Below are 23,969 nucleotides of genomic sequence, written 5' to 3' on the forward strand. Positions count from 1 at the left end.
TTGTTGGCTGAGCATGATGAGCCAATTGGTCGACCATGCTCAGCCAATTGGTCGACAGGGCTCAGCCAACTGGCTCATCATGCTCGGCCAGCAGATACTCAGGCGAGCAGTTAGAATGGATACCCCACAGCAAAGTGCCAGGCGAAGTCTTTACTGAGCTTGGGATGCAGGAGGGGCCAGCGGCGATCGCCACGTTCCTGCGGGTTATAGGCTTTCATACCGGTATCTAAGCGCACTAAGAAGAAGTCGAAGTCAAGACGAAGACCTAAACCGTATGAGAAAGCAATCTCTTTATAGAAGCGTCTGAACTCGAAATTACCATTGGGCTGGTCTTCGTATTTACGGATGGTCCATATATTCCCGGCATCGATATAGGAGGCCAATTCAAACTTCCAAAACAATTTGGTACGGTATTCCAAGTTGAGATCGAGACGTATATCCCCCACCTGCAAAGCAAAATTAGTAGCCGACGTGCGGGGCATGCTTCCCGGCCCCAGGGTACGCACCGACCAACCGCGCACGCTGTTGGCTCCCCCGGCGAAATAACGTCTTTCGAAAGGCATCATCTCGGCATTGCCATAAGGGACGGCCGCTCCTACCCCTATGTGAAAAGCCAGGCGGTTGCGGTTATCAAGAATAATCCCTTTACTGAAATCGACATCCCCCTTCACGAACTGGGAATAATTGATGCCAAGTAGTTTGTAACGACCATTTTTGTCTTTGTCGGCATTCAAGAGCGTGGAAAGACCATACAATATATTACCGGCCGCCTCGAAAGAGATACGCAACGAATGGGTATTACGCAATCGGTTTTGTGGCGTATAGCTATTAAAGGAATAGGTATAACCCGAAGAAACGATAAACTGATCGGAGTAGTTATACAATACCATAGAGGCCGGCAGAGAATCAATAAAAGACTTCTGCACACGCGAAAGGAAAACATAATCAACATCCAACAATTTGAAGGTATGTCGCGCCAAGGCATTGCTCCTATCCTGCCAGATATAGTTCCAGCCACCCGACACGATCGCCCGTTCATATTCCGGACGTGTCTGATTGTTATAGCTAACCCTCAACTCTGTCGAAGCACGCAGCTTTCGCTTAAAGTCATGACTGATAAACGGGAAAAGGAAGCTGGGAAAACGAATAGAGGCCTCTCCCCCATACTCCCAATAGCTATCGAGCCCATTGCCCCGGTTGCCCGAAAGCGATTCATAAGCCCCGCGGATACGGGCGGTAAACACTTCAGCTCCTTTGAAGAGGTTACGATGTTGATAGCTAAGACTGGAGGCAAAACCCAGGTCACCGGCATTATGCGTTCCTTCCAGGTCGACCCCGAAGCTCTGCGGTTTGGCCGGAGAGGTCAGGATAGTGGCATGCAATTTCAGGGTATCGTTTTCTTCAAACTCCTCAAAACGGATATTGGTATTCTTCAAGGCATGCAAGGAGGAGAAGGCAGAATAGGTCTGCTCTACTTGTCGCTCGTTATAGATCTGCCCGGGGAGCAAATAGGTGGCATTGCGCAAAACGCCGGGACGAATGCTCTTGCCCGATATACCATAGCGTATACGTATATTACCGTCGGTCACCGAATCGGTCTGCGTAAAACGCGAATCGGCATCGAGATCCAAAGCGTTGTAATCGGTCAGAATCGTGACATCCTGGATATAATAGGGACGGTGTTGCGTATCGACATAGGAACCGTCGGGTTGATACCGCCTGAAGGGACGTAACACCATGCCCATATCCACGACGTTTTGTTGGAAAGAGCTATCAGCCCAATAGGCCAGGTGATCGCGGTTGAAAGCATAATAGCCATGCCGTCGGAACAGGGTTGTCAGACGTTGGCGCTCCTGATCGAGCAGATCACGATCGAAAAGAGCCCCCTCTTTGACCAATGGGGTGAGGCCTTCCGGCGCGGAGCGGAAGGCCGCCGACAAGCGCGAGCGGCGTTGCGGCTGCAGATGAGCGATGCTATCGATGCGCGGATCGTCGAGCTCCATACCATACTCACGGATGCGATACGGATCATTGGATGTGATATGATAGGTAACGGTCGCCTTCTTATGGCGAGAGGTATCGACAGCGGCATTTACCTCCGCATTGATATACCCCTTATTATAAAGGAAACGGCTCAGTTCATCCGCCGACTGCTCGACCAGCGTGGTATCCAACAATACGGGCTCTTCGCCGATCCGACGGAGTTGTTTGTTAAACCAGTTTTTCTCGTTGCGACCAGACCAATTATAGACATAAAGCTGCCATTTCACCAAACCAAAGAGCTTAAAGTTAGGTTGTTGCCGGAGATAGGGTTTGAGATCGGTCGGTTTGTAGTCAGGATTGTCGGATTCGATCCGTACCTTGTCAAGCAGATATTCCCCTTCGCTCACAAACTTTGTAGAGCTACAGGAAGCCAATAGAGCCGCGCATATCAACCCGCCAAGTAAACGCACAAAACCTTTCATCCTTTCTTCGCTTTTATGAGAGACAAAAGTACTGAAATTAAACAATTTCATCTACTTTTGTCGCGTAAAACAGGCAAATATGATAAGTAAAAACAGGGTTAAACTGATCAGATCGTTAGAAAAGAAGAAGCAACGAAATGAGCTGGGGCTTTTTCTGGCCGAAGGAAACAAGCTGGTAGCCGACATGTTGCCCGCTTTTGAGGCGGAGCTTATTCTTGCCAAATCATCCTGGCTGGCCACACAGGGAGACCTGCCCGCACGCGAACTACTGGATGCCGATGAGGAGGATATCCGCAAGGCAAGCCTATTGAAGAACCCGCAGGATGTGATTGCCGTTTTCCGGCAGCCTGACTGGTCGATTGAAACGGTTGATCCAGCCGGTCAGTTGGTGTTAGCATTGGATGGAGTGCAGGATCCCGGTAATTTAGGGACAATTATCCGTATTGCCGATTGGTTTGGTCTGGAATCGATTGTATGCAGCCCGGACACAGCGGATCTGTTTAACCCCAAAGTAGTGCAAGCCACCATGGGAGCGCTTGCCCGTGTCAAGGTGTTCTATACCGACCTAACCGAATGGCTTTCGCAGCAGCAGGAGAAGGGCGTGTCTATATACGGCACCCTGTTGGATGGAGAAGACATCTACCGAAAGAAATTGACTGAAACAGGCATCCTTATTATGGGCAATGAAGGAAAGGGTATTTCTCCTGAGATAGAGGCTTTGGTAAACGAAAAACTCTTTATCCCCAGCTATCCTGCCGGCAGAGACACCTCAGAGTCGCTCAATGTAGCCACGGCTACCGCCATCGTATGCGCCGAGTTTCGCCGCCGCAGCCTCTAAGCCGGTGATATGGATCACCTGAACCGGATCACCCACCTGAAGATTCTCCGTGACACATTCCCATTCGTCCGGATGGAAACTATCTATCAAATCGAGAGGAACAGGGATTAACACCCCATCAAAGAAAGCAGTTCCGGCTATCTCTTCACGCAAAGGGAATACACCGCGAAAGCATCCTTGCTCATCTATTTCCAGGTAATGTAAAGGATATACGTGGCGATACCAGATAAAATGGGAGGCTATCCGACGCATAAGAAGAGTTAGTCGACCGGTTCCGCTTCGCCCCATTGGGTTTCAAAGGGGGTACCGTAGTTATAACGCATAAGCTTCATCCCGTCAATATAGATTTTATGATAGGCGGTATCGTTGCTGTTCAGCCAAACATAGCCATAAACACGTTGCACCTGACGGGTGGGCATCGATGATAAAGCCAATTCGTAATAGCCATCCTTTTCGATTGTTGCCTGCTCGGTCAGGATCGTATCACGCTGCACCACGCTGATACGCAGTTCCGGATGGGAACGCATATCATCCGGCATACCCCATACGCGCATCCCCAACACAAAAGAGCTTCCCGAGGCATAGTGCTTATCCGGCTTAATATCGAAAGTAATCCCATTAAACACAGCCTTCGGATGAAACACCATAAAGCTACGACGAGGCCAGATATCGACCGAGTCACGGTTTGAGGCAGGAGCCGCTTCCGCCTGTACATCACCCAGGTCACGAATGCGCCGGTTGACATCGGCCAGAATACGGTCATACATCTTCATATAGATATCGAGGTTTTTCCCATACCAAATCAGCGAGCTATCATACACTGCCTGCGTGATCTTATGTTTGCGGAATACCGATTCGTATAAAGCCACTTTTGCTGTATCGGTTGAGAAATCCTTCTGGTTGGTATAGATAAGGGCATCGGCTACCATCATATCCGTTTGCACCCGCTGCATCTCTTTCTCCGAGAGGATACCGCTCGGTGCCTTGCTGCAGGCTATGCCTAAAAGAAGAAAAGAGAGAACAACGAGAGACCCGCCTCCACTTTTCAGGGGTGAAAGCAGGGTTTTCTGAAAACAACTAAAGCGTATGTGTAGCTTATTCCACATCCTTTTTTTCTTCTTTCGACAAACTTTCCGACAGGGTATGCCGATAAAACAAGAGTAAGATAAAGACACCGACACAAATGGCCGAGTCAGCCAGGTTAAAGATAGGGCGGAAGAAGACAAACTCCTTGCCTCCCCATATAGGCATCCAGTCGGGCCAGGTTGTTTCAATCAGCGGAAAATAGAGCATATCAACCACTTTCCCATGCAGCCAGGTGGCATACCCACCCCCTTCCGGGAAGAGTGTAGCGACCTGTCCTGAGCTATGATCGAAGATGACTCCGTAGAAAACAGAGTCGACAATATTACCAATCGCTCCGGCTAAGATAAGGGCTATCGTCGCGATAAAACCCATTTTGAAACCTTTCTTCACCAGCGAGAACAGGTAATAGCCAATGAATCCCACCGCAACGATCCGGAACAGGGAGAGGAACAATTTGCTCATCACCTCCATGCCAAATGCCATGCCCGGATTCTCCGTGAAGTAGATATAGAACCACGACGTGATCCGGATGCTCTCATGCAGCTCCATATGGGTCTTTACCCAGATCTTCAACGCCTGGTCAAGCAGAAGGAGCAGCATTACAATAAACACTGCTCCCCATCCTTTATGCGTATTGATAAAAGTTCTTATTGAATTCTTCATTAATTATCTCCATTTCTATTTTGCTCCGCCCTGTTTGGCCTCGATACTCAACGTAGCATGCGGCACCGCGCGCAGACGTTCTTTCGGGATCAATTTACCGGTTTCACGGCAAACACCATAGGTCTTGTTTTCAATGCGAATCAAAGCGGCCTGCAGATTCTGGATAAACTTCATCTGACGCTGTGCCAAACGGCCTGCCTCCTCTTTCGACAAGGTAGCGGCTCCCTCTTCCAACACTTTGAAAGTAGGTGAAGTATCCGACACATCATTGCCATCGGAATTGGTTACTCCCGAGCGCAACAACTCATAATCCTTCTTCGCTTTATCCAACTTTTCTAATATAATGGCGCGAAACTCCTCGAGTTCTGCATCCGAATATCTTGTTTTCTCTGCCATGGTTCTATTGTTTTCGGTTCAACAATTAATTATCTTCTCTATTATGCAATACCTGTTTACTATATACAAATATAATTCTATTTTCGAGACTCTCTATACCCAAGCGGCATTTATTACACCTTTTCTATCCGAACAGACAATTGGAAGTCTTCAAAATCGAGCATAGTAGCGTCGCTAATCACATCAACGACCTCGATCGATTCGGCCAATACCTGATTGGAAATATAATCGGCAAACGCCTGAACAGCCGCATCCATCTCTTCGGAAGAGAGCAGAGTCACATGGATCTTGTCCGTAATATCAAAGCCACTGTTCTTTCGTAGGTTCTGAATACGGTTCACCAGTTCACGAGCCAAGCCCTCTTTACGCAGGTCTTCCGTGATGGTGATATCCAATGCCACGGTCAAACGGCCTTCGTTGGCCACCAGCCATCCGGGGATATCTTCGGAGATGATTTCTACATCTGCCAGCTCCAGGGTTGCCTCCTGTCCTTCGACAGACAGGGTAAACGCGCCCTTCGCTTCAAACAGGTTGATATCATCCTGCGTCATTGCCTGAATAGCTGCCGCCAGACTCTTCATGATCTTTCCGTAACGCGGGCCCAGTTTCTTGAAGTCCGGTTTGATCTTCTTCACCAGAATACCTGCCGCATTATCAACAAAGCGCATCTCTTTCACGTTCACCTCATTGAGGATAAGCGCTTTTACGGCTTCAATATGCTCTTGTTGGGTTGCATCCAATACCGGTACCATAATGGTTTGGAGCGGCTGACGCACTTTGATATTCACTTTACGACGCAAGGCCAGAATCATAGAAGAGATATCCTGTGCCATCTGCATACGTTCTTCGAGTACTTTGTCGATTTTCGCCTCGTCGTAAACAGGGAAATCTGCCAGATGCACCGATTCCACCTTTTCACGTCCGGTAACGCCTACAAGATCGAGGAACAATTGGTCGCCATAGAACGGAGCAATCGGAGCCATCAGCTTCGCCACTGTTTCCAGACAGCTATACAGCGTTTGATAGGCCGACAATTTATCTTCCGTCATACCTCCACCCCAGAAACGGCGACGGTTCAGACGCACATACCAGTTACTCAGGTGATCGTTGACAAAGGTTGAAATAGCTCGTCCGGCACGCGTCGGCTCATAGGTTTCGTAATAGCCATCGACATCCTTCACCAGCGAATTCAACAGAGAGAGAATCCAACGGTCGATCTCCGGCCGTTTTTCCCAAGCCACATCAGCTTCGGAGTAGTCGAATCCATCCACATTGGCATAGAGGGCAAAGAAAGAGTAGGTATTATAAAGCGTACCGAAGAACTTACGGCGCACCTCGTCCATTCCTTCCGCATCGAATTTCAGATTATCCCAAGGCGAGGCATTGGTAATCATATACCAACGCAACGGGTCGGATCCATGTTTGTCGATTGTCTCGAACGGATCCACCGCATTGCCCAGACGTTTCGACATCTTATTACCATTCTTATCGAGCACCAGACCGTTAGACACCACCGCTTTGAAAGCTACGCTATCGAAGATCATTGTGCCCAGTGCGTGTAAGGTAAAGAACCAACCACGTGTCTGGTCAACCCCTTCGGCAATAAAGTCAGCGGGGTAAACGGTTTTATTATCGAGGATCTCTTTATTTTCAAACGGATAGTGAATCTGTGCATACGGCATAGCGCCCGAATCAAACCATACGTCGATCAGGTCTGCCTCACGTTTCATCGGTTTGCCACTTTTTGACACCAGCACGATCTCATCCACATAGGGACGATGCAGGTCGATCCGTTTATAGTTTTCTTCCGAATAATCGCCGGGGGTAAAGTCTGCAAACGGATTATTTTCCATGATGCCCGCATCGATCGATTTCTGGATCTCTTCCATCAGTTCGGCCACCGAGCCGATACAGATCTCTTCCAATCCGTCTTCCGTGCGCCAGATTGGCAGCGGAGTACCCCAATAGCGGCTACGGCTCAGGTTCCAGTCCTGCAGGTTTTCCAGCCATTTGCCGAAGCGTCCTGTTCCGGTGCTCTGCGGTTTCCAGTTGATCGTATTATTGAGTTCAATCATCCGGTCACGACAAGCCGTGGTGCGAATAAACCAGCTATCCAGCGGATAATATAACACCGGCTTATCGGTACGCCAGCAGTGCGGATAGTTATGCACCTGCTTCTCGATACGGAACACACGGTTCTGTACCTTCAACATCATACAAAGACGCACATCCAGTGTCTCATCCTTTTCGGTCAGGTTTTTATCAAACGCGTTCTTCACAAAGCTTCCCGCGAACGGGTCATAGTCTGTCGCGTTCATCTGTTTCTGCACAAAGGCAGTATCCAAATCTTCCAAACGATAATATTTTCCGGTCTGATCGACCATCGGACGCGTCACCTTCTCTTTGTCTAACATCATAAGAGGAGGCACCCCGTTGGCTTTTGCCACCCGGTCGTCGTCCGCCCCAAAGGTCGGTGCGATATGTACGATACCCGTACCATCTTCGGTTGTCACGAAATCACCGGTGATCACGCGGAAAGCCCCTTCGCCCGGATTCACCCAGGGAATCAGTTGCTCATAACGCATGCCGGCCAATTCAGCACCTTTCCATTCGCCTACTACCTTGAAAGGAACCAGTTTATCGCCCTGCTTGTAGTCTTCCAACGCCAGATCGGCTGCCTTCTCACTGAAATAAGCAGACACCAGGTCTTTGGCCAGTACAGCCGTCATCGGCATACCTGTATAGGGGTTGTAGGACTGAACAGCTACATAGGTAATGTTCGGCCCCACGCAAAGCGCTGTATTCGAAGGCAATGTCCAGGGAGTCGTTGTCCATGCCAGGAAGAAGGGATCACCAAACTGCGTCATCTCAGGCTTAGGATCCTGAATATAGAATTGCGCCGTACAGGTGGTATCTTTCACATCCCGGTAACATCCCGGCTGATTCAATTCGTGTGTGCTCAACCCTGTCCCGGCGGCCGGTGAATAGGGCTGAATGGTATATCCTTTGTATAAAAGTCCTTTTTGGTAAAGTTCCTTCAACAGGAACCACAACGTCTCGATGTATTTGCTCTCATAGGTGATATACGGATCATCCATATCCACCCAGTAGCCCATCTTCTCCGTCAGGTCTTCCCATTCTTTGGTATATTTCATCACATCCTTCCGGCAGGCGGCGTTGTAGTCGGCTACCGAAATCTTTTTACCGATATCCTCTTTGGTTATCCCTAATGCCTTTTCCACACTCAGCTCCACAGGCAACCCATGGGTATCCCAACCCGCTTTGCGTTTCACCTCGAAACCCTTCATGGTCTTGTAGCGGCAGAATATATCTTTGATTGAGCGTGCGATCACATGGTGAATACCCGGCATACCATTCGCTGAAGGAGGCCCTTCATAAAACACAAACGACGGCTTGCCTTCGCGTATCTGAAGGCTTTTATGGAAGATGTCGCCATCCTGCCATTTCTTCAGCACTTCTTTATTTACACTCGACAGGTCAAACTTCGAATATTCGGTAAACTTCTTATTCATCTTTTCTTCAAACTTTATGACTCACATTAAAAATTGCGCAAAGGTACTCATATTATTCGACAATGAAAAGACACAACGCAAAGGATTTCACATAATTCCCATAAGAAAGGCAGGGCTTATAACAAGCCTGCTTCTCGCCTACTCTTACAACAGTTCTTTCAGATTTATACTGACAATAGAAGGGTTTTCTTCGGGATTACCCAACGCTTCTTCCTGCTCCAGGATGTAACCGATAAAGTAAAGATCATCATCGCCTGTTAGAAACTGAGGGAAGAATAGATAGGACTCTTCCGACAGATGTTTGACCTGTTTAATTAACAGACTTGTATTGTTTTCCTTTTTAATGATCCAATGGAAAAAGAAGGGAATCGGATCCTCTTCCGTTTTTTCGGAGATAAGGAGATAGGCATACTTGCCGTTCTCGTAAAAACCTCTTATAGTGGCGTAATGTGTATTATTCAGTTTGTCTAACACCATCATAGGATCTTCCTGATGTATGGAAGCGGGCAGAGATAAGGGACCAAAATCGACAGCGAATCGTTCCGTCAACTGCCCGTTTGCGATATGGTACAGTTTGTTATTGAAACTCTCCCTAAAGGTAGTGGTTCCACATTTTGAAAAGTTATTCTCTATCATGGGAAACAATTGTGACTCTTCATACAAATACTTTTCGACCGTTCCTGTCCGGACATTCCGTTTAAACAACTTATAGGGACTATACATATTGTTGTTGCCAATATAGAACCAATAACAGTCATCCTGTTCATCCTTCACAAAAGTACTGGCCGGCAGATCATGATCGATCGATTGCAGATAAGCTCCGTCAGATTTGTATTGTTTTATTTTTACATCTGTCAATACGCTGATCAGCTTCTCTTTTTCATCATACAAGACATCCGAACATAAAACATATTCCGCCGGGCCTTCTCCTATGGCTCCTATGGCATTGACAAAATGCCCCTTTTTGTCGAACCGGAGAACAGGAGCCGGCTGGTTGGGGGTATAAATGTAATAATGGGCTTCGTCCTGAAGCAGGGAGGGATATCCGGCAAGTAAAGATTCGTCAGAGACCTCCAATGTCAATACCTTTTTCTTTTCAAAGAAAGGCGTATCATAAATAGAAACAGACTCTTTCGGATTGAATGTCAGCATTGTCACTGCCGCGCCGTCGGCTTCACCACCCTGCGAATTATTTGCTTTTTTGCAAGAGAACAGGGCTAACACAAGAAGAATAAATAGTACTTTTTTCATGATTGTTGAACTATTACGCTGTGATTGATAAAATCTTCTGCATGGATATGGAAAGCCTATCCATTTAGCGAGTGAAAATAGGCATATTTTTTTTCAGAGAAAAATGACATACAATAGGCTATTATTAGCTACTAACCGGGGGTATACTGCCTAGGGGGTGCCTACGTACTGCCTACGTACTGCCTACGTACTATCTACGTACTTTTTATATAGACACCATGTAGGCACCATATAGGCACTATATAGGCACTCCCTAGACACCCCCTAAATACTATTAAAACGTAAGCTAATCACCCTGAATACAACCCGATTTCTCGACCTACATCTATCAAAAAGAGTCTTATTTCGGAAAATTGGTTACTTTTTGATAGTGGGAAAAATGCGAATTTGAAGCCTCATTTTATCAATTATTAACATATAGCCCGATTTAAGGTCATTTTGTAGCGAAAAAACAGGAGAAATTGCACATTCTCCTGTCGGACTTATATAAAAACAAAACAAGTCAAATTCACTGAATAGCTACATTTTTTAGGCAAAATGTTAAAAAGTTTACTCCTCCCATTGCTTTTTATTTTCCGTTGCGGAAGATGCTTGTTTTCGGTCGCCCGTGAATGGTTGGTTGTTGATAGTGACATTTTTCAGCGTCAGATCCCGAATCATTTCCGTACCCTCGGCAGATACTTTTCCCGCTTCGACCTGAAGGTTCTCAAAGGTGAAGCCAGAAAGCTGATATTGATCGGACTCGATCACATCGAAAGCCGTGGCACAGGCCAATTTGACATTCCGCATCGTGATATCATTGGCATAAGAGACACGAATACCATCTTCCCCTTTCAGGTCGAAGAATTGCGTCCATGGCTTCACATCGAGCATACTGCGCGTATTTCCTGAGATATCTTCCAGACGAATAAACTCATAATGCTGCGGGGTGTCAGGACGCATCTTGAGCTGAAGCAAGCGATGCGCATCTTTTACAGTTGAACGACGAAACAGGATATTGTAATTATGGATCGCTTCGCTACCGCAGGTCAAGGCGCTATGGCAGAACCCATAGGTACAGTCCTCGATAATAATATTGCGATTCTCGCCATTGTTTTCATCCTTATCGGCAAAAGGACCTTTTCCCCCTTTGAGGGCAACGGCATCATCATTCACCGCCATATAACAGTTCTTAATCAAGAAGTTACTACACACATCAATATCCACCGCATCCGTACTGGGCGCTTTAACCGGACTGGCCGGCGAGGTGATGGAGAGCCCAAGCAGTTTCACATAGGTACATTTATAGAAATGGGTTGTCCAGAAGGGAGAGTTTTGCAGACGCACACCCGAGAGCTGCACATGATTGCTATTAGAGATATACACCAAGCGAGGGCGCATCTCATCCATATTGGTACACTTCGGATTGAACTGCCGGCGCAGCCAGAAGGCTCTCCAATAACGAAGGCCATTCCCATCGATCGTTCCCTTGCCGGAGATCGTAAAGCCATCGACACCATCGGCATTAACCAAGGCGGCGAAATACTTCACCGTCTGTCCCTCCATGCGGGTCATCAGAAGCGGGAAATGGCTTATATCATCGCTACCCTTCAGCGTTGCCTGCTCTTCCAGATGCAGATGAGTGCCCGGCTTGAAGAATAACGAGCCACTCAGGAACGTGCCCTGCGGAATAACGATCACTCCCCCACCCGCTTGATGCGCCTGATCGATAATGGCTTGTATCTTTTCTGTTTGCAAAATAGTGCTATCGTTCACTACGCCATAGTCCGTGATACGATAGGCCTTCCCCAACGACTCGATACGGGTTGGGGTCGTCTCTCTGAACCAATCGGGAATGGGTGTCCCGTCAGGAAAGATATCCTGGGCAGAGATCGTAAAACAGGAGATGCAGGCAAATAAGAGCGTTAATATATTAATATGTTTCATGAGACTTTTCTATAGGTTATTTTACTTATTACTTCTAAAATCGAACCAGAGATCCATATGTACCCCTTCGTCGCCTACCTTAATACGGATATTAGAGGGTTGGCTCTTGGGACCCTGTTGAGAGATTGGCTTGAAACAACGCATACCCGGTATTTCATAAAGGAAAGAGATGTCTCCTTCCGGGAATTCAGGATTGGCCGACCAATTTGTTTTGTTGTCTTTCGGTTCTTCGGGCGTAAACACACGCATAAAGACGCCATCGCTGCCACTATAGACCGTGAAAGGCGTTTCGGTTGTATTCAGGGTGCTCCAATACATATTACCATGATAGCCTTTGAACTCCGGATAAACCAGGTTAGCAAAGTCGGCACCCGTCATCGTATTGTTATATTCCTTTTCCCACACGCCATAGTTGGCTCCGCGGATACGGTTTCTCCACACCCGGTACGGGCCACGACCAAACCATTCCATGCCTTCCACCTTTTCTTCCGGATAGGAGAAGGTAAACCCAAAATTGGTGATATGATCTTCAAACACAGCCTCATCAAAGCCTTTGCCGGGATTCGATTTATTCAGGGTAACAGCATACATACGCAATAGTCCGGCAGCGCTCATCTCCCAACGGATCGAATCGACCGCACCCATATAGTAGGCTGTAAACACGGCATTATCGCCCTCCTGGCGATATTTCACCTCTTTCAGGCGCGCCTTCATGCCGACCGGGATCGGACCGTTATTGAACGAAACGACACCGTTGGCATTCTTCACCTCGGCGATCAGCCCGTCCGCCTCATTGAAACGAGCCACCACATCTTGTCCGGAAAGAATAATCTGTCCGTTTTCACGACTAACAGAAGCTTTTCCGGTCGAAGCAACCTTGGCCAACTGTCCACAGGTGTATTCACCGGCGTAATGGATAGGCCATGTCCAGGTGCATATCTCTTCCCCATGTCTGTCCCAAGCAGTTATCTCCAGGATATCCCCTTGGAAGAAGTTGGCTGGCAGCTCCATACGCGCCTTACCCGCTTCCCGCGGATCAATGGCCGGGAGTTTAACTACTCCGGTGGCTATCGCTTCCGACTTCGCCCCTTTAAGTAGAGGGGAAGGAGCCGTAAGCACCCGGTATTCCATTTTACAGCTATTGAGATTGGAGAACAGATAATCGTTGCGCACGATAAACTCCCCGTTAAACGACGGAGTGATATAGAGTTGTTCAAACTGAATCGGTGCCCACACATCGCGCACGGTGTAATAGCTACCCTCTTTCTGACGATAAGGACCTACAATCCCATCCGTACCATTCGAGCCATCCGAGTCGAGTATGCCGCCTTTATCGCTACGCACCACTGCGTTATCCGAGAAGTCCCACATAAAGCCTCCGGCAAAGAGCGGATGAGCCGTGTATTGATTCCAGAAGTCTTCCAATCCGGCTCCATGCCCCTGGTCGTACATACCATGTTGGAATTCGGTCGGCATAAACACCTTATAGCCATTCACAAAACGAGCCACCCCTGTAAGGAAGGTCGGATAATGGTGGGTATCCAGGTTATCGAAGTCAGCCCAGGCATGGATCACATGACGCTTCTGCGGGTCATATTGTCGATAGACCGGACCAAGATCGTGATTGAAACCACCCTCGTTACCATTACTCCACAGGATGATAGAGGGATGATTCACATCGCGGGTCACCAGTTCCTTCACCCGCTTGGTGCCGACCTCCGTGCCGTAAGCGTTTTGCCAGCCGGCCAATTCAGACACCACAAAGATACCCAGCGAGTCGCAGACATTCATAAAGTGTTTGTCGGGAGCGTAATGGAAACGCACAGCATTGATGTTCATCTCTTTGATCAGCTTTCCATCCATCAGGCTCACCGCTTCGTTGGTGGTGCGTCCACCATCAGGATGGAAAGAGTGACGGTTGATACCTTTCAGAACCACCTTCGTGCCGTTCACATAAATACCATCTTTCACACGGAACTCTACCGTACGGAAGCCGATACGTTCTTTATGTACATGCAACGTATTCTTGTTTTTATCTTTTAGTTCCAGCTCCAACCAATAGAGATTAGGCGTTTCTGTATTCCATGTTTCCACATTGTCCCATTTGTATTGAACGGCATGCGCATTTCCAGCCTTCAACGTCAAGGATTGTGATGTAGCTTTCGAGCCGTTAGCCTTTACCGGCGTCAGATGGGCAGTCAGCGTATAGCCCTCTTCCAATGGCGCGGTAAACACATCGGCAAACAAAGATCCATCGGCCTTCGCATCCACAGCGATCCGCTCGATATGAACAGCCGGTTTCGCTTCCAGATAGACCGGACGATAGATACCGCCGAAGATCCACCAGTCGGCTTTGCGCTCAGCGGCGTTCACTAAGCGGTCGGAAGACTCTTTACTGACCTTTACCTCCAGGTCGTTCTTGCCCACTTTTATTTTGTCGGTAATATCATAGGAGAAACGGTTGAATCCACCCTGATGAATCTCACCCGCTACCTTTCCATTGACAAATACCTCGGTATCGGTCATTACGCCTTCGAATACAATCGTGATTTGTTTTCCTTTCCAATCGGAAGGGATCCGGAAGGAGGTGCGATAGATACCCGTCTCCATCGGCGGGTTTTTAATACTCTTATCAACATACCAGCGACCATAACTATATTCGCCGAATCCCTGCAGTTCCCATTGTGAGGGTACTTCAATCTTCGACCACTTCTTGCTGTTCATGCCATCGCTGCAATAAAACTGCCAAGTCTTCGTGTCACCTAATCCTTTTCCGGAGAGGTAGAGCGTTTCTGTGTTTTGTGCTGTCACCGAGAGGGAGAGCAAAACGCTCATGAGTAAAATTAACTTCTTCATATGTTTACTTATTGTTTAGATAACGATCCAATGTTGAGGGGCCTTCCGTATTTATCTCATCGTAGGTGATAGCCTCCAAAACAACATTCTCTGTGTGTGCAAGACGTCCCACCTCATCGGTCACCACACCCACATGTACATTTTTAATCTCTATATCTTTGATCGGCAAACGCTCGTCGCCTTTGATCTCATAGATCATCTTGGCAGAGGCACATTGGATATGATTCATATAGATGCCTGCGATACGGGTGATACTGGTCTCGTAGGTCGGCACCAGGTCGCGCCATTGGTAGAGAACCTCGGTATCGATCTCGAACACCCGCAATGTCTCGCCGGCCGTCACACGATCCATATAGATATTCTCCACAAAGCCTCCACGGCGATAGTTGGTCTTCACAAAGAAAAAGCGGTGTACCGAATTGGGCGCGTCACAGTCGTGCATATAGACATTACGCACCCCGCCCGACATCTCGCTACCAATGCCCAGCAACGTATGTCCGGCCAGGATCTTACAGTTGCGCACCACGATATTTTCACTTGGCGTATTCAATCGCCATGCGTCGCGATTGCGTCCCGCCTTGATCACTACGGCATCATCGCCCTGATCAAACAGGCAATCTTCGACTAAAAAGTTTCGAGTCATTTCAATATCGATCCCGTCGTTATTGTGTCCATGCGCTTTCACGTCGAGGTTGCGCACCACACCCCCTTCGCACATATAGAGATGAACCGTCCAAAAGGGACTTTCACGAATCTTGAAACCATCGAATAAGACATTCTTACAACGGTTGAAATGGATCAAGTGCGGACGAAGGTGGTTTTCACCCATTGCCATCTGACGCTCTTCCACCGCTACATCGGTAGAGGCCATGGTATAGAGTTGCGCCAATGCATCCATATGTGGTTTAGGGCGTCCGAACCACCCCTTCCAGGTGTCCATACGGGGCTTCAACATACCGCTACCGGTAATGGCCACATTCTCGCAGTCGAAAGCATACAACAGGGGTGAATAATTATAACACTCCATGCCTTCCCACGAGGTCATCACCGCCGGCAGGTAATCGGCCGGATTGTCGGTGAAGTGCAATACGGCACCCTCAGAAAGATACAGATTTACATGACTCTTGAAATGAATCGGACCGGTAAGCCAATCACCGGCAGGAACCACCACGCGGCCGCCCCCTTTTCTGTGACAGGCATCGATGGCTTTGGCAATGGCTTCGGTGTTGATCACCTCGCCACCTTCCACAGCACCATAATCGACTATATTAAAATCCTTCTGCGGATAAATAAACACTTGGATGGGCTCCATCGGAAAGGGAGCTTCCACTTCAATCGTTTCATACCGAGGGGCAGGAGCTGTGCAAGAAAGGAGGAATAATCCCAGGCACAGCCAACTCATGTTTTTCAAAAAATGCATGTTAACTCTATCTATAATTTGGTTATTAAAATCAGATTCCAGGCCACTTTTCACTAAGGACAAAAGTAGTGTAAACCCCTATATACTGACACGTAAATACGTACAATAACCTGTAAAATGGTGCAAACGGAAAGATTTATAAAAAATAGTTGCCCCATTTTTGTCACAATCCGAAAGCATGCGTCAATCTAATAAAAAGAGCGTAAATCATCAGTATTAATCATAAAAACGAATCGTATGTTAAACACGTTAGCTACTACTCGGAGCGCATCGACAGGAAGGATTTCAGGATCTTTGAGAATGTCTCCGGAGCCATATTCAGATAGGATGCGATGTAATACTGAGGGATTCGTTTTATCAACTCTTTTTGATTATCTGTTTGCATAAAATGCGTAACCCTCTCCATCGCATCAAAACATCGCATCCTACAGATCATTTCCTCCAATTTGCAAACATGTAATTCCAACAGCTTATAAAAAAGGCAGGCAATCTCAGGATATTCCCGACAAAGAGTTTCGTGACCTGTCGCAGGGATGCAAATCACCTCGGTGGGTTCAAGGGTTTTGATATTCAAAAAGGAGCTGTTTTTGCTAAACAGGCTATGACAGGAGGTGCAGAACTCACCCTCCTTCGCAAAGGCCAATACAGATTCTCTGTCCTCTTGTTGAAGAAAACAGGAACAAATCCCTTTCACGATAAAATAGATATGCCGACAGCCTCTCCCCTCTTCTTGCAATAATTCTCCTTTCGGAAAACGCCGAAAAGAGCTTATAGCGCATATACTATCCCACATAGTCGGAGTAATATCACCATGCTGAGAAAGCGCGTGATACATTTTTTCATAAGCAAATGCCGATGGCGACAGCCCTTCTTTTCCCATAACAACCTTACATTTTATGCATTTTGATTCCTTTACAAGGAATTGACATAAAAGGTCTGTTTGTGACAGGAAAAGGAGTGATTCCTATTTATTTTGTTTTCAACAAGACACGGTTCGGATTGCCGAAGAAGCAAGGGGTTTGTACTTCATATATTCTTTTTGACCAATCCGTAACCTGCATTTGCAGATAATGGTCCATTTCAGAAGCGGTAATATTTCCATCCTGGTTTAGGTCGGCCTCTCCTTGTAAACCGGCAGCCAGGAAATAGGTAAACAAACCCGCTTTCACCTCATCCAATACCAGCGAGGCCTGATTATAAGAAGAGGACATAAACACCTGAAAAGAGGGATTATCCACCCAGGGCTGATTCATAATAGGCTTGATATCTATCCCTTTTGTACGGATAAGATTCACCGGATTTTCTTTATAGGAGAATTTCCCTAAGCCACTAAAACAGGCATCAATAAAGAGCGTGGTGCTGCGTGTTTCATACTTAGAGAGTTGCACAAACAATTCATTCAGGCTATACCCCTGCTTTTCTATTAAACGATGTTTAACATCCGATGGCAATAAATACAACTCATCTCCACCAGAAGAGGGAACGCCATGGCCGGAGTAATACACATACAAATCTGTTTTCCCCTTGGTGATCAAACGAGCGAGGTCACCGGCTTCGCTATCCAACAGATTATCAAAGAAAAACCCCGTCGCCTCCGCATGGGTATAGATCAATACCTTTTCCACCCCGAACAACGTTTTAAAATAACGTGCCATCAGTTGCGCATCCCGTGATGCATAAGGGGCAGTCGGGATATAGTCATACTGCTCCACCCCAATCACGACAGCCACAGAATAGGGCGTAACAGGAACCGCCTCCGGCAACGAGTCGATAGCGACAAAGTCTCTGCCGGAGAAATAATGATTTTGCACCGATTGCGGCGAATCAGCCGTTGTCTCCTTGGCCGAGCCAAAAGAGAAATGTATCGGATTAGACCTACCGGAGATCTTCTTTTGAGCCGAAACACTCAAGACCAACAACAGGCATGACAGGCATAAAACTATTTTCAAAAAACACCTTTTCATATTATCTCTTTTTAACTGGAGCTTGCACAATGGGATCGATCAATTTGTATGCCGGCACAACAGTTCCCGGTTTGCTTCCTATATACGACGGATCACAGATAAAATACGCTTTATCTTCATATTGAAAAGTCGCCCCCTTATACCCCTCCATCTTTTCTACCGCCAAAGCGATATGTTGCGGATAATAAAGGAACAGCACATCAGCGCGTGTGTAGTTCTTTATGAGCCAATATAAAAATAGACAAAAATCCTCACAATCCGCATAGGGATAAAACACAAATTCTTCCGGAGAATAATAGACCTCTCTCCCATGCACCTCCTCATCTTTTTTATGTCTTGTCGTTTGCTGCGTGAGTTCTAACAATAATTCTATCCGTTCATAGGGCGATTTGTTTTTCAAAAGAGGCAACAGCCTCTTATTCATTTCCTCCTGGAAAGCCAACGAAGGGGTTAAGTGATGATACACCTGCAAATCACAAAGAGGCATTGTTTGATAGAAATCCAATAAGTTCTTATTGATCGGTATGGTAGCCAACAACGAACGAGTATCTTCTATATGCGGTTGAACAGGCGTAACGGCAAAACGTAATGGTTGCGTAAAAAGTAAAGAGAGCGGGCGGATAATGCCCGGATAGTTTTCAGTAAAAGAGAAAACCTTCTTAACCGATGTCGGGGCAGGTGTCCATACATAATACTTTTCATCTTCTATCTGTATGAACGGATAGCCATAGATATTTTCAGCAAAGGAGACAAGCAAAAGCATTTTCTTGTCGGATGTCATACATACTTTCGCTTTAATGCCGGCATGGGTGAGCAGATAGAAGGTAAATAGCGTGCGTTCATCCGGCAGCATTTTCACCTCATAAAGAGAAACCAGATGATGTAATAAGAGAAATTCTCCCCAATCATTTAATTGCATCTCTTTTACTTGCCGCATACAACCGGCATAAAAGGGTGTAAAATCAGTCGTATACAAAGCTCTCCAGAAAGAGGCTATCTCTTTTTCCGTTGTTTTCAACGGGCGGGTATGGGGCAACGTCACCAAGGGCACCTCTACCCTATGCCCATAGAATAAGGTAGAGGAGGGATCCGCATAGGACTGACAATAGGGCACCTCGGTTTGGGCTTTAACATATCCCGTCGCATAAGAAACGGGATAGACTGCCTCTTGCACTTCAAACTCCTCCCACTCTTGTTCGAGATAGTCCGCAAAGACCAAATCCAAACTATCCAGGTAAGAATAAAAAACCTCATCGATCTCCTGCATAAACTGGTCGAACACCTGCTGCATGCCTTGTGCCCCTGCCGCCGTAGGGAAGAATCCTCCGACAGCCAAAAACAACAATAGAGATAACAGACGAGCTCTTTTTACCATTTCATTCACATAAAAAAGAATAAAACACTTCGCTTCTTTCTTCACTCGGAATAGCATACAGCCATTCAAACACATGGGATATGCTCGGTAACTCATTGAACGCGATATTTTTCTTCGTCGCAACTGCCAATAGTATGTTCTGTTCAAACTTCGCCTTATCCTCTTTCTTATTCACCTCATACACGATCATTTTATTCAAGGGGAAATCATATCTCATCCCCGAAGAGAAATAATTCTCTCTTTCATACTGATTCGGAAAGAGAAGAAGCGTCTCCTGAGGAGTAAAAAGGAAGAGGTGAAAATAACATGAGTCGTTGCTCAAGCAGGAAAAACGAAGATGCTCCCCGGTTCTATAGCTATTTTTCAAGCCTTCCAAACGAAACAACGTGGGTTTATCGACAGGTATGCCCTCATAGACCTCCGCTGAAATAATCGCTCGCTTAAAGAGGCGTTGATGCTTCGCGTCATATTCATCTTTGATCTCCTGAGAGAGAACTTTCACCTGGCTATGTATATGCAACAGGCTGATCCCCGTCTGGAAGTGATCCAGGTAAATACTATCAACCATTTGAACCATAAACGACACACTATTGACCACCTCCGGAATACCGGCTAGTCGTATCGCCTCCTTCTTCGCCTCCAGAAGCGCTTTTTGCGCGGCTTCTGCCGGTGTAATATCCTTGCTCACTTCCCATACCCCGATGGCCTCATCCACCCTTATCTGGGAAGAGGCATAGAGAGAGACAGAGAAACAGAGTATATATATCCAGACTTTCCGCATAACTCATCAATCTATTTCGTTCATAATACGATCCGCCTGGTCGCGTCGGCAGGCAATCATCAACATCACCTCCACCTCCCCATCGGGATACTCCTTGAATACCTCCAACAAAGGTATCAACTGAGACAGGCTTGTCTTAACAAGGCTTTTGCTTTGATCGAGTATTTCTTTCACATGCTCTTCACCGCCCATAAGATGGCGACTCGCCATCTTGTTCTCCACCAATTGCCCTATCCTGGTTTCTACATGACCTGCCAACTGCACCTTCGCCAACGTCTCTGCCTGAAGCCGGGCTATATTGTAGTCTTTTGCTTTAGAGCGGGAAGAGGCGACAAAATAGAGTAACGCTCCACCTTCATCTTTCATACGCTGATATCCCCAGGCTTCATGAATCTGTTCCTGGAGAGGAAGACGCCCGGCCAACGTTTTATACCCCTCTGTCAACAGGGCATCGGCCGCCTCTTCCGCTGTAGAATGCAACAAAGAAACCGGATCTGCCTCCCCTGTTTTTCACATCCTGGCTTTTGCAGCTAAAGAGAAAGAGAGCGCATAACGCCAGGACGAATAGGCTATTTATCTGTTTCATATTTCTCAAGGGGTAATAAGGTTACAGAATCGGTCTTTAAGCTATCAGTCTCTATTTTCAAGGTATCACCGGTATGATACACGGGAGGCTGCTCTGTTTCGAACGGAAAGTCGGCAGATTCTCTTGGGTAGAAGAAATAATAGCTACCCGATGCTAACAAGAATAGCCCACATACAACCGGCAATAATAGTTCGTAGCCGGTTCCAAGGCTGTGAGAAGAGAGGCAAACGATCCCGATTTATATTCCGGCAATAAATCTTTGACGGCATCTGTTTTTTCCGGCAGCTCCTTCTCCTTATTATAACAAAGAAGAAGCTTATTCAGATGCACCTCATTTTTAGTTTTTATATGACATGTGGCTTGCCTTGAATAGACTGCATCAACCGATTCTATTTCAATAAAACGGATCTCATCATCACCAAACGATCCCTTTTCAGGTGGTTCCGGATCATAATTTGCGCACGATGTATATACAGCCCATAAAAAGACAAATAAAAATTTTTCTAAAACTTTCATTTTCCCCCTTTTTAACACACCGCAAAATAAATATATTTTACGATATTTTCACTACATATTTTAATTTAAAAAAAACGGAAAGAACAGGAGTAAATGAATAAATACAAAAAAAGCGCCCTTTGCGGGGCGCCTTTTTGTATGATATGGATATGGATATCTATTAATTAATATCCTGGGTTTTGCCATGCGGCTTTCTGTTCGTCAGTCAGGTTGGTTCCGTCTTCGTTTTGCAACTGGTCGAGGAATGCCTGAGGAATCGGACGCAGATTGTGCTTGTCAGCCACATTCTTAGATGCTTCCGGGTTGTACAGTTTAGCACGTTTCACCAATGTTTTCGTACGGCTCAAATCTTCCCAACGATTCCATTCGCCCAAACATTCGCGGGTACGCTCGTTCAGGAGGAAGTTAATCATACGTTCTTTATCACCGCTTACACCCATAGCAGCCAACACCGCTTCGTCTTCTGCCGGCAATTGTGTATGGCTTGCGATCTGCAGGCTGGAAGGAGCTGTTGTGCGCTCGATACCAGTTGACAGATAATAGGTACTCTTCTGAATGAATGAAGCATTAAAGGCTTCCATATTGTTCAGGATCTTTCCTGACTCGTCTTTATTCTTTTTAGGAGTTGTCGCGCTAGCTGTTGAGTTATCCGCATCACCACCGGCCGATTTCGCAAAAGCCATAGAGCCATCGGTATAGAATTCACGGTCTTCGCCTGCTTTCCATTCCGCACGGGCACGCAAAGCGTTTACCGTAGCAATCGCATCCGAATATTTACCCAGACGCACTTGTGCTTCCGCTTTAATCAGGTAGGTTTCTCCGGTACGTGCCATGGTAACGTCACGATGCGCGTCACCCTTTTCACCGGTACGTGAACCGTCATCGGTCTTATTGATACCGCAGAACATATTGGGTTGAGAGGCGTTACCGCTTACACCGTACTTATCCATGGCATATTTACCTTCCAGATAGAGGGGAGCGGCGTTAGGAACCCACTTGTTTGTTTCCGGATTAACGAATGTAGAGGTATTCTTGGCTGCATTACCAAATGTACCATACGCTTTATTATCGAAGCGCTTATCATCCTTCTTGTTTAGGATAAAGACAATACCCTGATCGCCAAGAGTCGGAACCTGATCCGCAGATATACCAACAGTACTGATCACATCATCCGCTTTTTTAGCAATATGATTCAACCCATAAACCGTTTTGAACGTCTTCCACATACGAGAGTCGTTCACATTATCAAAAATTGAATAGGCATATTCTGTCGGACGACAACGTTGGAAGTCCATACCACCGATGTATTGACCACGTTGTACCCAACCTCCGGAGAAGTTAGAGAACTGCGGGTTGAAATAGTTATAGGTACGGTTACCATAACGTCCGGTTGCTGAAGAGGTGTGCTGACAAGACATCAGGATTTCATCCAGGCTTTCGTTCGCACAGTCCGTACCGGTCCATTCCGCATACAACTTAATGTAGTCACCCGCGAGCGGACAAGCTGAGATTACTTCGTCGGCCAGCGAAATCGCTTTGTTCAGGTCGGTAGAAGCGTCGTATTTGCTATTCCAGCTTTCGCAACGTTCTGATTGACGATACAACAGCGCTTTTGCCAGGAAGTGTGCCGCGGTGTATTTGGTCCACGTACCGGTTCCACGCCATTTGTTCGTAGGCAATAAATTATAAGCCTGTTCCAGGTCAGAGATAATCAACGCCAGCGTCTCATCTTCCGAAGCGCGTTCAAATGTTCTTACCACACCTTGCACCACAGATGTCTGAAGAACGACTCCTCCATACTGAGTAAACAAACGATAGTAGTTGTAAGCACGCAGGAAGTAAGCTTCACCCAAACATTTGTTACGAATGTCTTCATTGGTCACCTTGTCGGCTGAACCAATAATCGTATTGGCCGTTGAGATACCGTAGTACATCTGGTTCCACAAAGCGGAAACAGGAGGACAGTTATTGTTTGCCGCACCCAAAGCTTTGGTACAATCCAGCGGTTGCAAACGGTTATCATAAGAATTCCAGGGTTCAGCTGTCAAGTCGGCTGCACTTGTGAATTCATCTGTACCATACAAAGTGATACCATAGGCCCATTCGTAACCAAAGTGCCAACGTATATTTCCGTAAAGCGCGGTAGCTAGGTCCTGAAGTCCTTGTTCCGTTTCAAAATATTGAGTCGTATAAGACGTTTTGCAGTCTTCATCCAGAAAGCTTTCGCTACAGGAAGAGAAGCCGCCTATCGCAGCTAAAGCAACGACTGCTGTGAATAATTTTCTATTTATATTTTTCATATACATTTTACTA

The 23,969-nt window shown here is 46.7% G+C and carries 18 protein-coding genes; 1 reads left to right on the forward strand and 17 read right to left on the reverse strand.

Annotated features, from left to right (window positions below):
* Positions 1-110 precede the first annotated feature (110 nt).
* Positions 111-2,465 (reverse strand): BamA/TamA family outer membrane protein, encoded by a 2,355-nt coding sequence (locus M2134_RS06115; RefSeq protein WP_280750405.1) that lies wholly within the window; start codon positions 2,463-2,465, stop codon positions 111-113.
* A gap of 79 nt (positions 2,466-2,544) precedes the next feature.
* Here M2134_RS06115 and M2134_RS06120 point away from each other — a divergent pair, with 79 nt between their 5' ends.
* A complete protein-coding gene (locus M2134_RS06120; RefSeq protein WP_280750406.1) occupies positions 2,545-3,303 on the forward strand; it encodes an RNA methyltransferase in 759 nt (252 codons plus the stop codon).
* On the opposite strand, the gene M2134_RS06125 is transcribed toward M2134_RS06120, so the two are convergent.
* The 16 genes from M2134_RS06125 to M2134_RS06200 form a co-directional block, all read right to left on the reverse strand.
* Positions 3,235-3,591, reverse strand: coding sequence for a hypothetical protein (locus M2134_RS06125; protein ID WP_280750408.1), 357 nt, complete (start codon positions 3,589-3,591; stop codon positions 3,235-3,237). The genes M2134_RS06120 and M2134_RS06125 overlap by 69 nt on opposite strands.
* Complete coding sequence (locus M2134_RS06130) at positions 3,564-4,409, reverse strand: DUF4296 domain-containing protein (protein WP_280750409.1); 846 nt, start codon at positions 4,407-4,409, stop codon at positions 3,564-3,566. The genes M2134_RS06125 and M2134_RS06130 overlap by 28 nt, the downstream gene beginning before the upstream one ends.
* Positions 4,399-5,028: a lipoprotein signal peptidase gene (locus M2134_RS06135; RefSeq protein WP_280750599.1), complete on the reverse strand. Its 630-nt coding sequence runs from the start codon at positions 5,026-5,028 to the stop codon at positions 4,399-4,401. Before M2134_RS06135 ends, M2134_RS06130 begins: the two co-directional genes overlap by 11 nt.
* A 39-nt stretch (positions 5,029-5,067) precedes the next feature.
* A complete protein-coding gene (locus tag M2134_RS06140) occupies positions 5,068-5,448 on the reverse strand; it encodes a TraR/DksA C4-type zinc finger protein (RefSeq protein ID WP_280750410.1) in 381 nt (126 codons plus the stop codon).
* Between the two features lie 113 nt (positions 5,449-5,561).
* On the reverse strand, positions 5,562-8,981 hold the full coding sequence (ileS, locus tag M2134_RS06145; RefSeq protein ID WP_280750411.1) for an isoleucine--tRNA ligase: 3,420 nt from the start codon (positions 8,979-8,981) through the stop codon (positions 5,562-5,564).
* A 144-nt stretch (positions 8,982-9,125) separates the two neighbouring features.
* On the reverse strand, positions 9,126-10,232 hold the full coding sequence (locus M2134_RS06150; RefSeq protein WP_280750412.1) for a 6-bladed beta-propeller: 1,107 nt from the start codon (positions 10,230-10,232) through the stop codon (positions 9,126-9,128).
* Positions 10,233-10,781: 549 nt separating this feature from the next.
* The gene (locus tag M2134_RS06155; RefSeq protein WP_280750413.1) at positions 10,782-12,158 is read right to left on the reverse strand and encodes a glycosyl hydrolase family 28 protein; all 1,377 of its coding nucleotides are present in this window, start codon (positions 12,156-12,158) and stop codon (positions 10,782-10,784) included.
* Positions 12,159-12,179: 21 nt separating this feature from the next.
* A complete protein-coding gene (locus tag M2134_RS06160) occupies positions 12,180-15,014 on the reverse strand; it encodes a glycoside hydrolase family 2 TIM barrel-domain containing protein (RefSeq protein ID WP_280750414.1) in 2,835 nt (944 codons plus the stop codon).
* Between the two features lie 4 nt (positions 15,015-15,018).
* Positions 15,019-16,416: a glycoside hydrolase family 28 protein gene (locus tag M2134_RS06165; protein ID WP_280750415.1), complete on the reverse strand. Its 1,398-nt coding sequence runs from the start codon at positions 16,414-16,416 to the stop codon at positions 15,019-15,021.
* 274 nt (positions 16,417-16,690) lie between these two features.
* The gene (locus M2134_RS06170; RefSeq protein ID WP_280750417.1) at positions 16,691-17,314 is read right to left on the reverse strand and encodes a Crp/Fnr family transcriptional regulator; all 624 of its coding nucleotides are present in this window, start codon (positions 17,312-17,314) and stop codon (positions 16,691-16,693) included.
* 88 nt (positions 17,315-17,402) lie between these two features.
* Positions 17,403-18,398: a caspase family protein gene (locus M2134_RS06175; RefSeq protein ID WP_280750418.1), complete on the reverse strand. Its 996-nt coding sequence runs from the start codon at positions 18,396-18,398 to the stop codon at positions 17,403-17,405.
* A 1-nt stretch (position 18,399) separates the two neighbouring features.
* Entirely contained in the window at positions 18,400-19,773 is a 1,374-nt protein-coding gene (locus M2134_RS06180; protein ID WP_280750419.1) for a hypothetical protein, read from the reverse strand.
* A 1-nt stretch (position 19,774) separates the two neighbouring features.
* A complete protein-coding gene (locus M2134_RS06185) occupies positions 19,775-20,554 on the reverse strand; it encodes a DUF4384 domain-containing protein (protein WP_280750421.1) in 780 nt (259 codons plus the stop codon).
* Positions 20,555-20,560: 6 nt separating this feature from the next.
* Positions 20,561-21,037, reverse strand: coding sequence for a hypothetical protein (locus M2134_RS06190; protein WP_280750422.1), 477 nt, complete (start codon positions 21,035-21,037; stop codon positions 20,561-20,563).
* A gap of 256 nt (positions 21,038-21,293) precedes the next feature.
* Entirely contained in the window at positions 21,294-21,656 is a 363-nt protein-coding gene (locus tag M2134_RS06195; RefSeq protein WP_280750423.1) for a hypothetical protein, read from the reverse strand.
* 164 nt (positions 21,657-21,820) lie between these two features.
* Positions 21,821-23,956 (reverse strand): RagB/SusD family nutrient uptake outer membrane protein, encoded by a 2,136-nt coding sequence (locus tag M2134_RS06200; RefSeq protein ID WP_280750424.1) that lies wholly within the window; start codon positions 23,954-23,956, stop codon positions 21,821-21,823.
* Positions 23,957-23,969 lie beyond the last annotated feature (13 nt).

Source organism: Parabacteroides sp. PM6-13, from assembly GCF_029892605.1.
Taxonomy (GTDB): domain Bacteria; phylum Bacteroidota; class Bacteroidia; order Bacteroidales; family Tannerellaceae; genus QVMG01.

Bases quoted from the DNA above. Each gene is read 5' to 3' on its own strand.
- M2134_RS06185 (WP_280750421.1), bottom strand. From the start codon at position 20,554: ATGCGGAAAGTCTGGATATATATACTCTGTTTCTCTGTCTCTCTCTAT.
- M2134_RS06195 (WP_280750423.1), bottom strand. From the start codon at position 21,656: ATGAAAGTTTTAGAAAAATTTTTATTTGTCTTTTTATGGGCTGTATAT.
- M2134_RS06155 (WP_280750413.1), bottom strand. From the start codon at position 12,158: ATGAAACATATTAATATATTAACGCTCTTATTTGCCTGCATCTCCTGT.
- M2134_RS06130 (WP_280750409.1), bottom strand. From the start codon at position 4,409: ATGTGGAATAAGCTACACATACGCTTTAGTTGTTTTCAGAAAACCCTG.
- M2134_RS06140 (WP_280750410.1), bottom strand. From the start codon at position 5,448: ATGGCAGAGAAAACAAGATATTCGGATGCAGAACTCGAGGAGTTTCGC.
- M2134_RS06125 (WP_280750408.1), bottom strand. From the start codon at position 3,591: ATGGGGCGAAGCGGAACCGGTCGACTAACTCTTCTTATGCGTCGGATA.
- M2134_RS06200 (WP_280750424.1), bottom strand. From the start codon at position 23,956: ATGAAAAATATAAATAGAAAATTATTCACAGCAGTCGTTGCTTTAGCT.
- M2134_RS06170 (WP_280750417.1), bottom strand. From the start codon at position 17,314: ATGGGAAAAGAAGGGCTGTCGCCATCGGCATTTGCTTATGAAAAAATG.
- M2134_RS06165 (WP_280750415.1), bottom strand. From the start codon at position 16,416: ATGAGTTGGCTGTGCCTGGGATTATTCCTCCTTTCTTGCACAGCTCCT.
- M2134_RS06175 (WP_280750418.1), bottom strand. From the start codon at position 18,398: ATGAAAAGGTGTTTTTTGAAAATAGTTTTATGCCTGTCATGCCTGTTG.
- M2134_RS06180 (WP_280750419.1), bottom strand. From the start codon at position 19,773: ATGGTAAAAAGAGCTCGTCTGTTATCTCTATTGTTGTTTTTGGCTGTC.
- M2134_RS06150 (WP_280750412.1), bottom strand. From the start codon at position 10,232: ATGAAAAAAGTACTATTTATTCTTCTTGTGTTAGCCCTGTTCTCTTGC.
- ileS (WP_280750411.1), bottom strand. From the start codon at position 8,981: ATGAATAAGAAGTTTACCGAATATTCGAAGTTTGACCTGTCGAGTGTA.
- M2134_RS06160 (WP_280750414.1), bottom strand. From the start codon at position 15,014: ATGAAGAAGTTAATTTTACTCATGAGCGTTTTGCTCTCCCTCTCGGTG.
- M2134_RS06120 (WP_280750406.1), top strand. From the start codon at position 2,545: ATGATAAGTAAAAACAGGGTTAAACTGATCAGATCGTTAGAAAAGAAG.
- M2134_RS06115 (WP_280750405.1), bottom strand. From the start codon at position 2,465: ATGAAAGGTTTTGTGCGTTTACTTGGCGGGTTGATATGCGCGGCTCTA.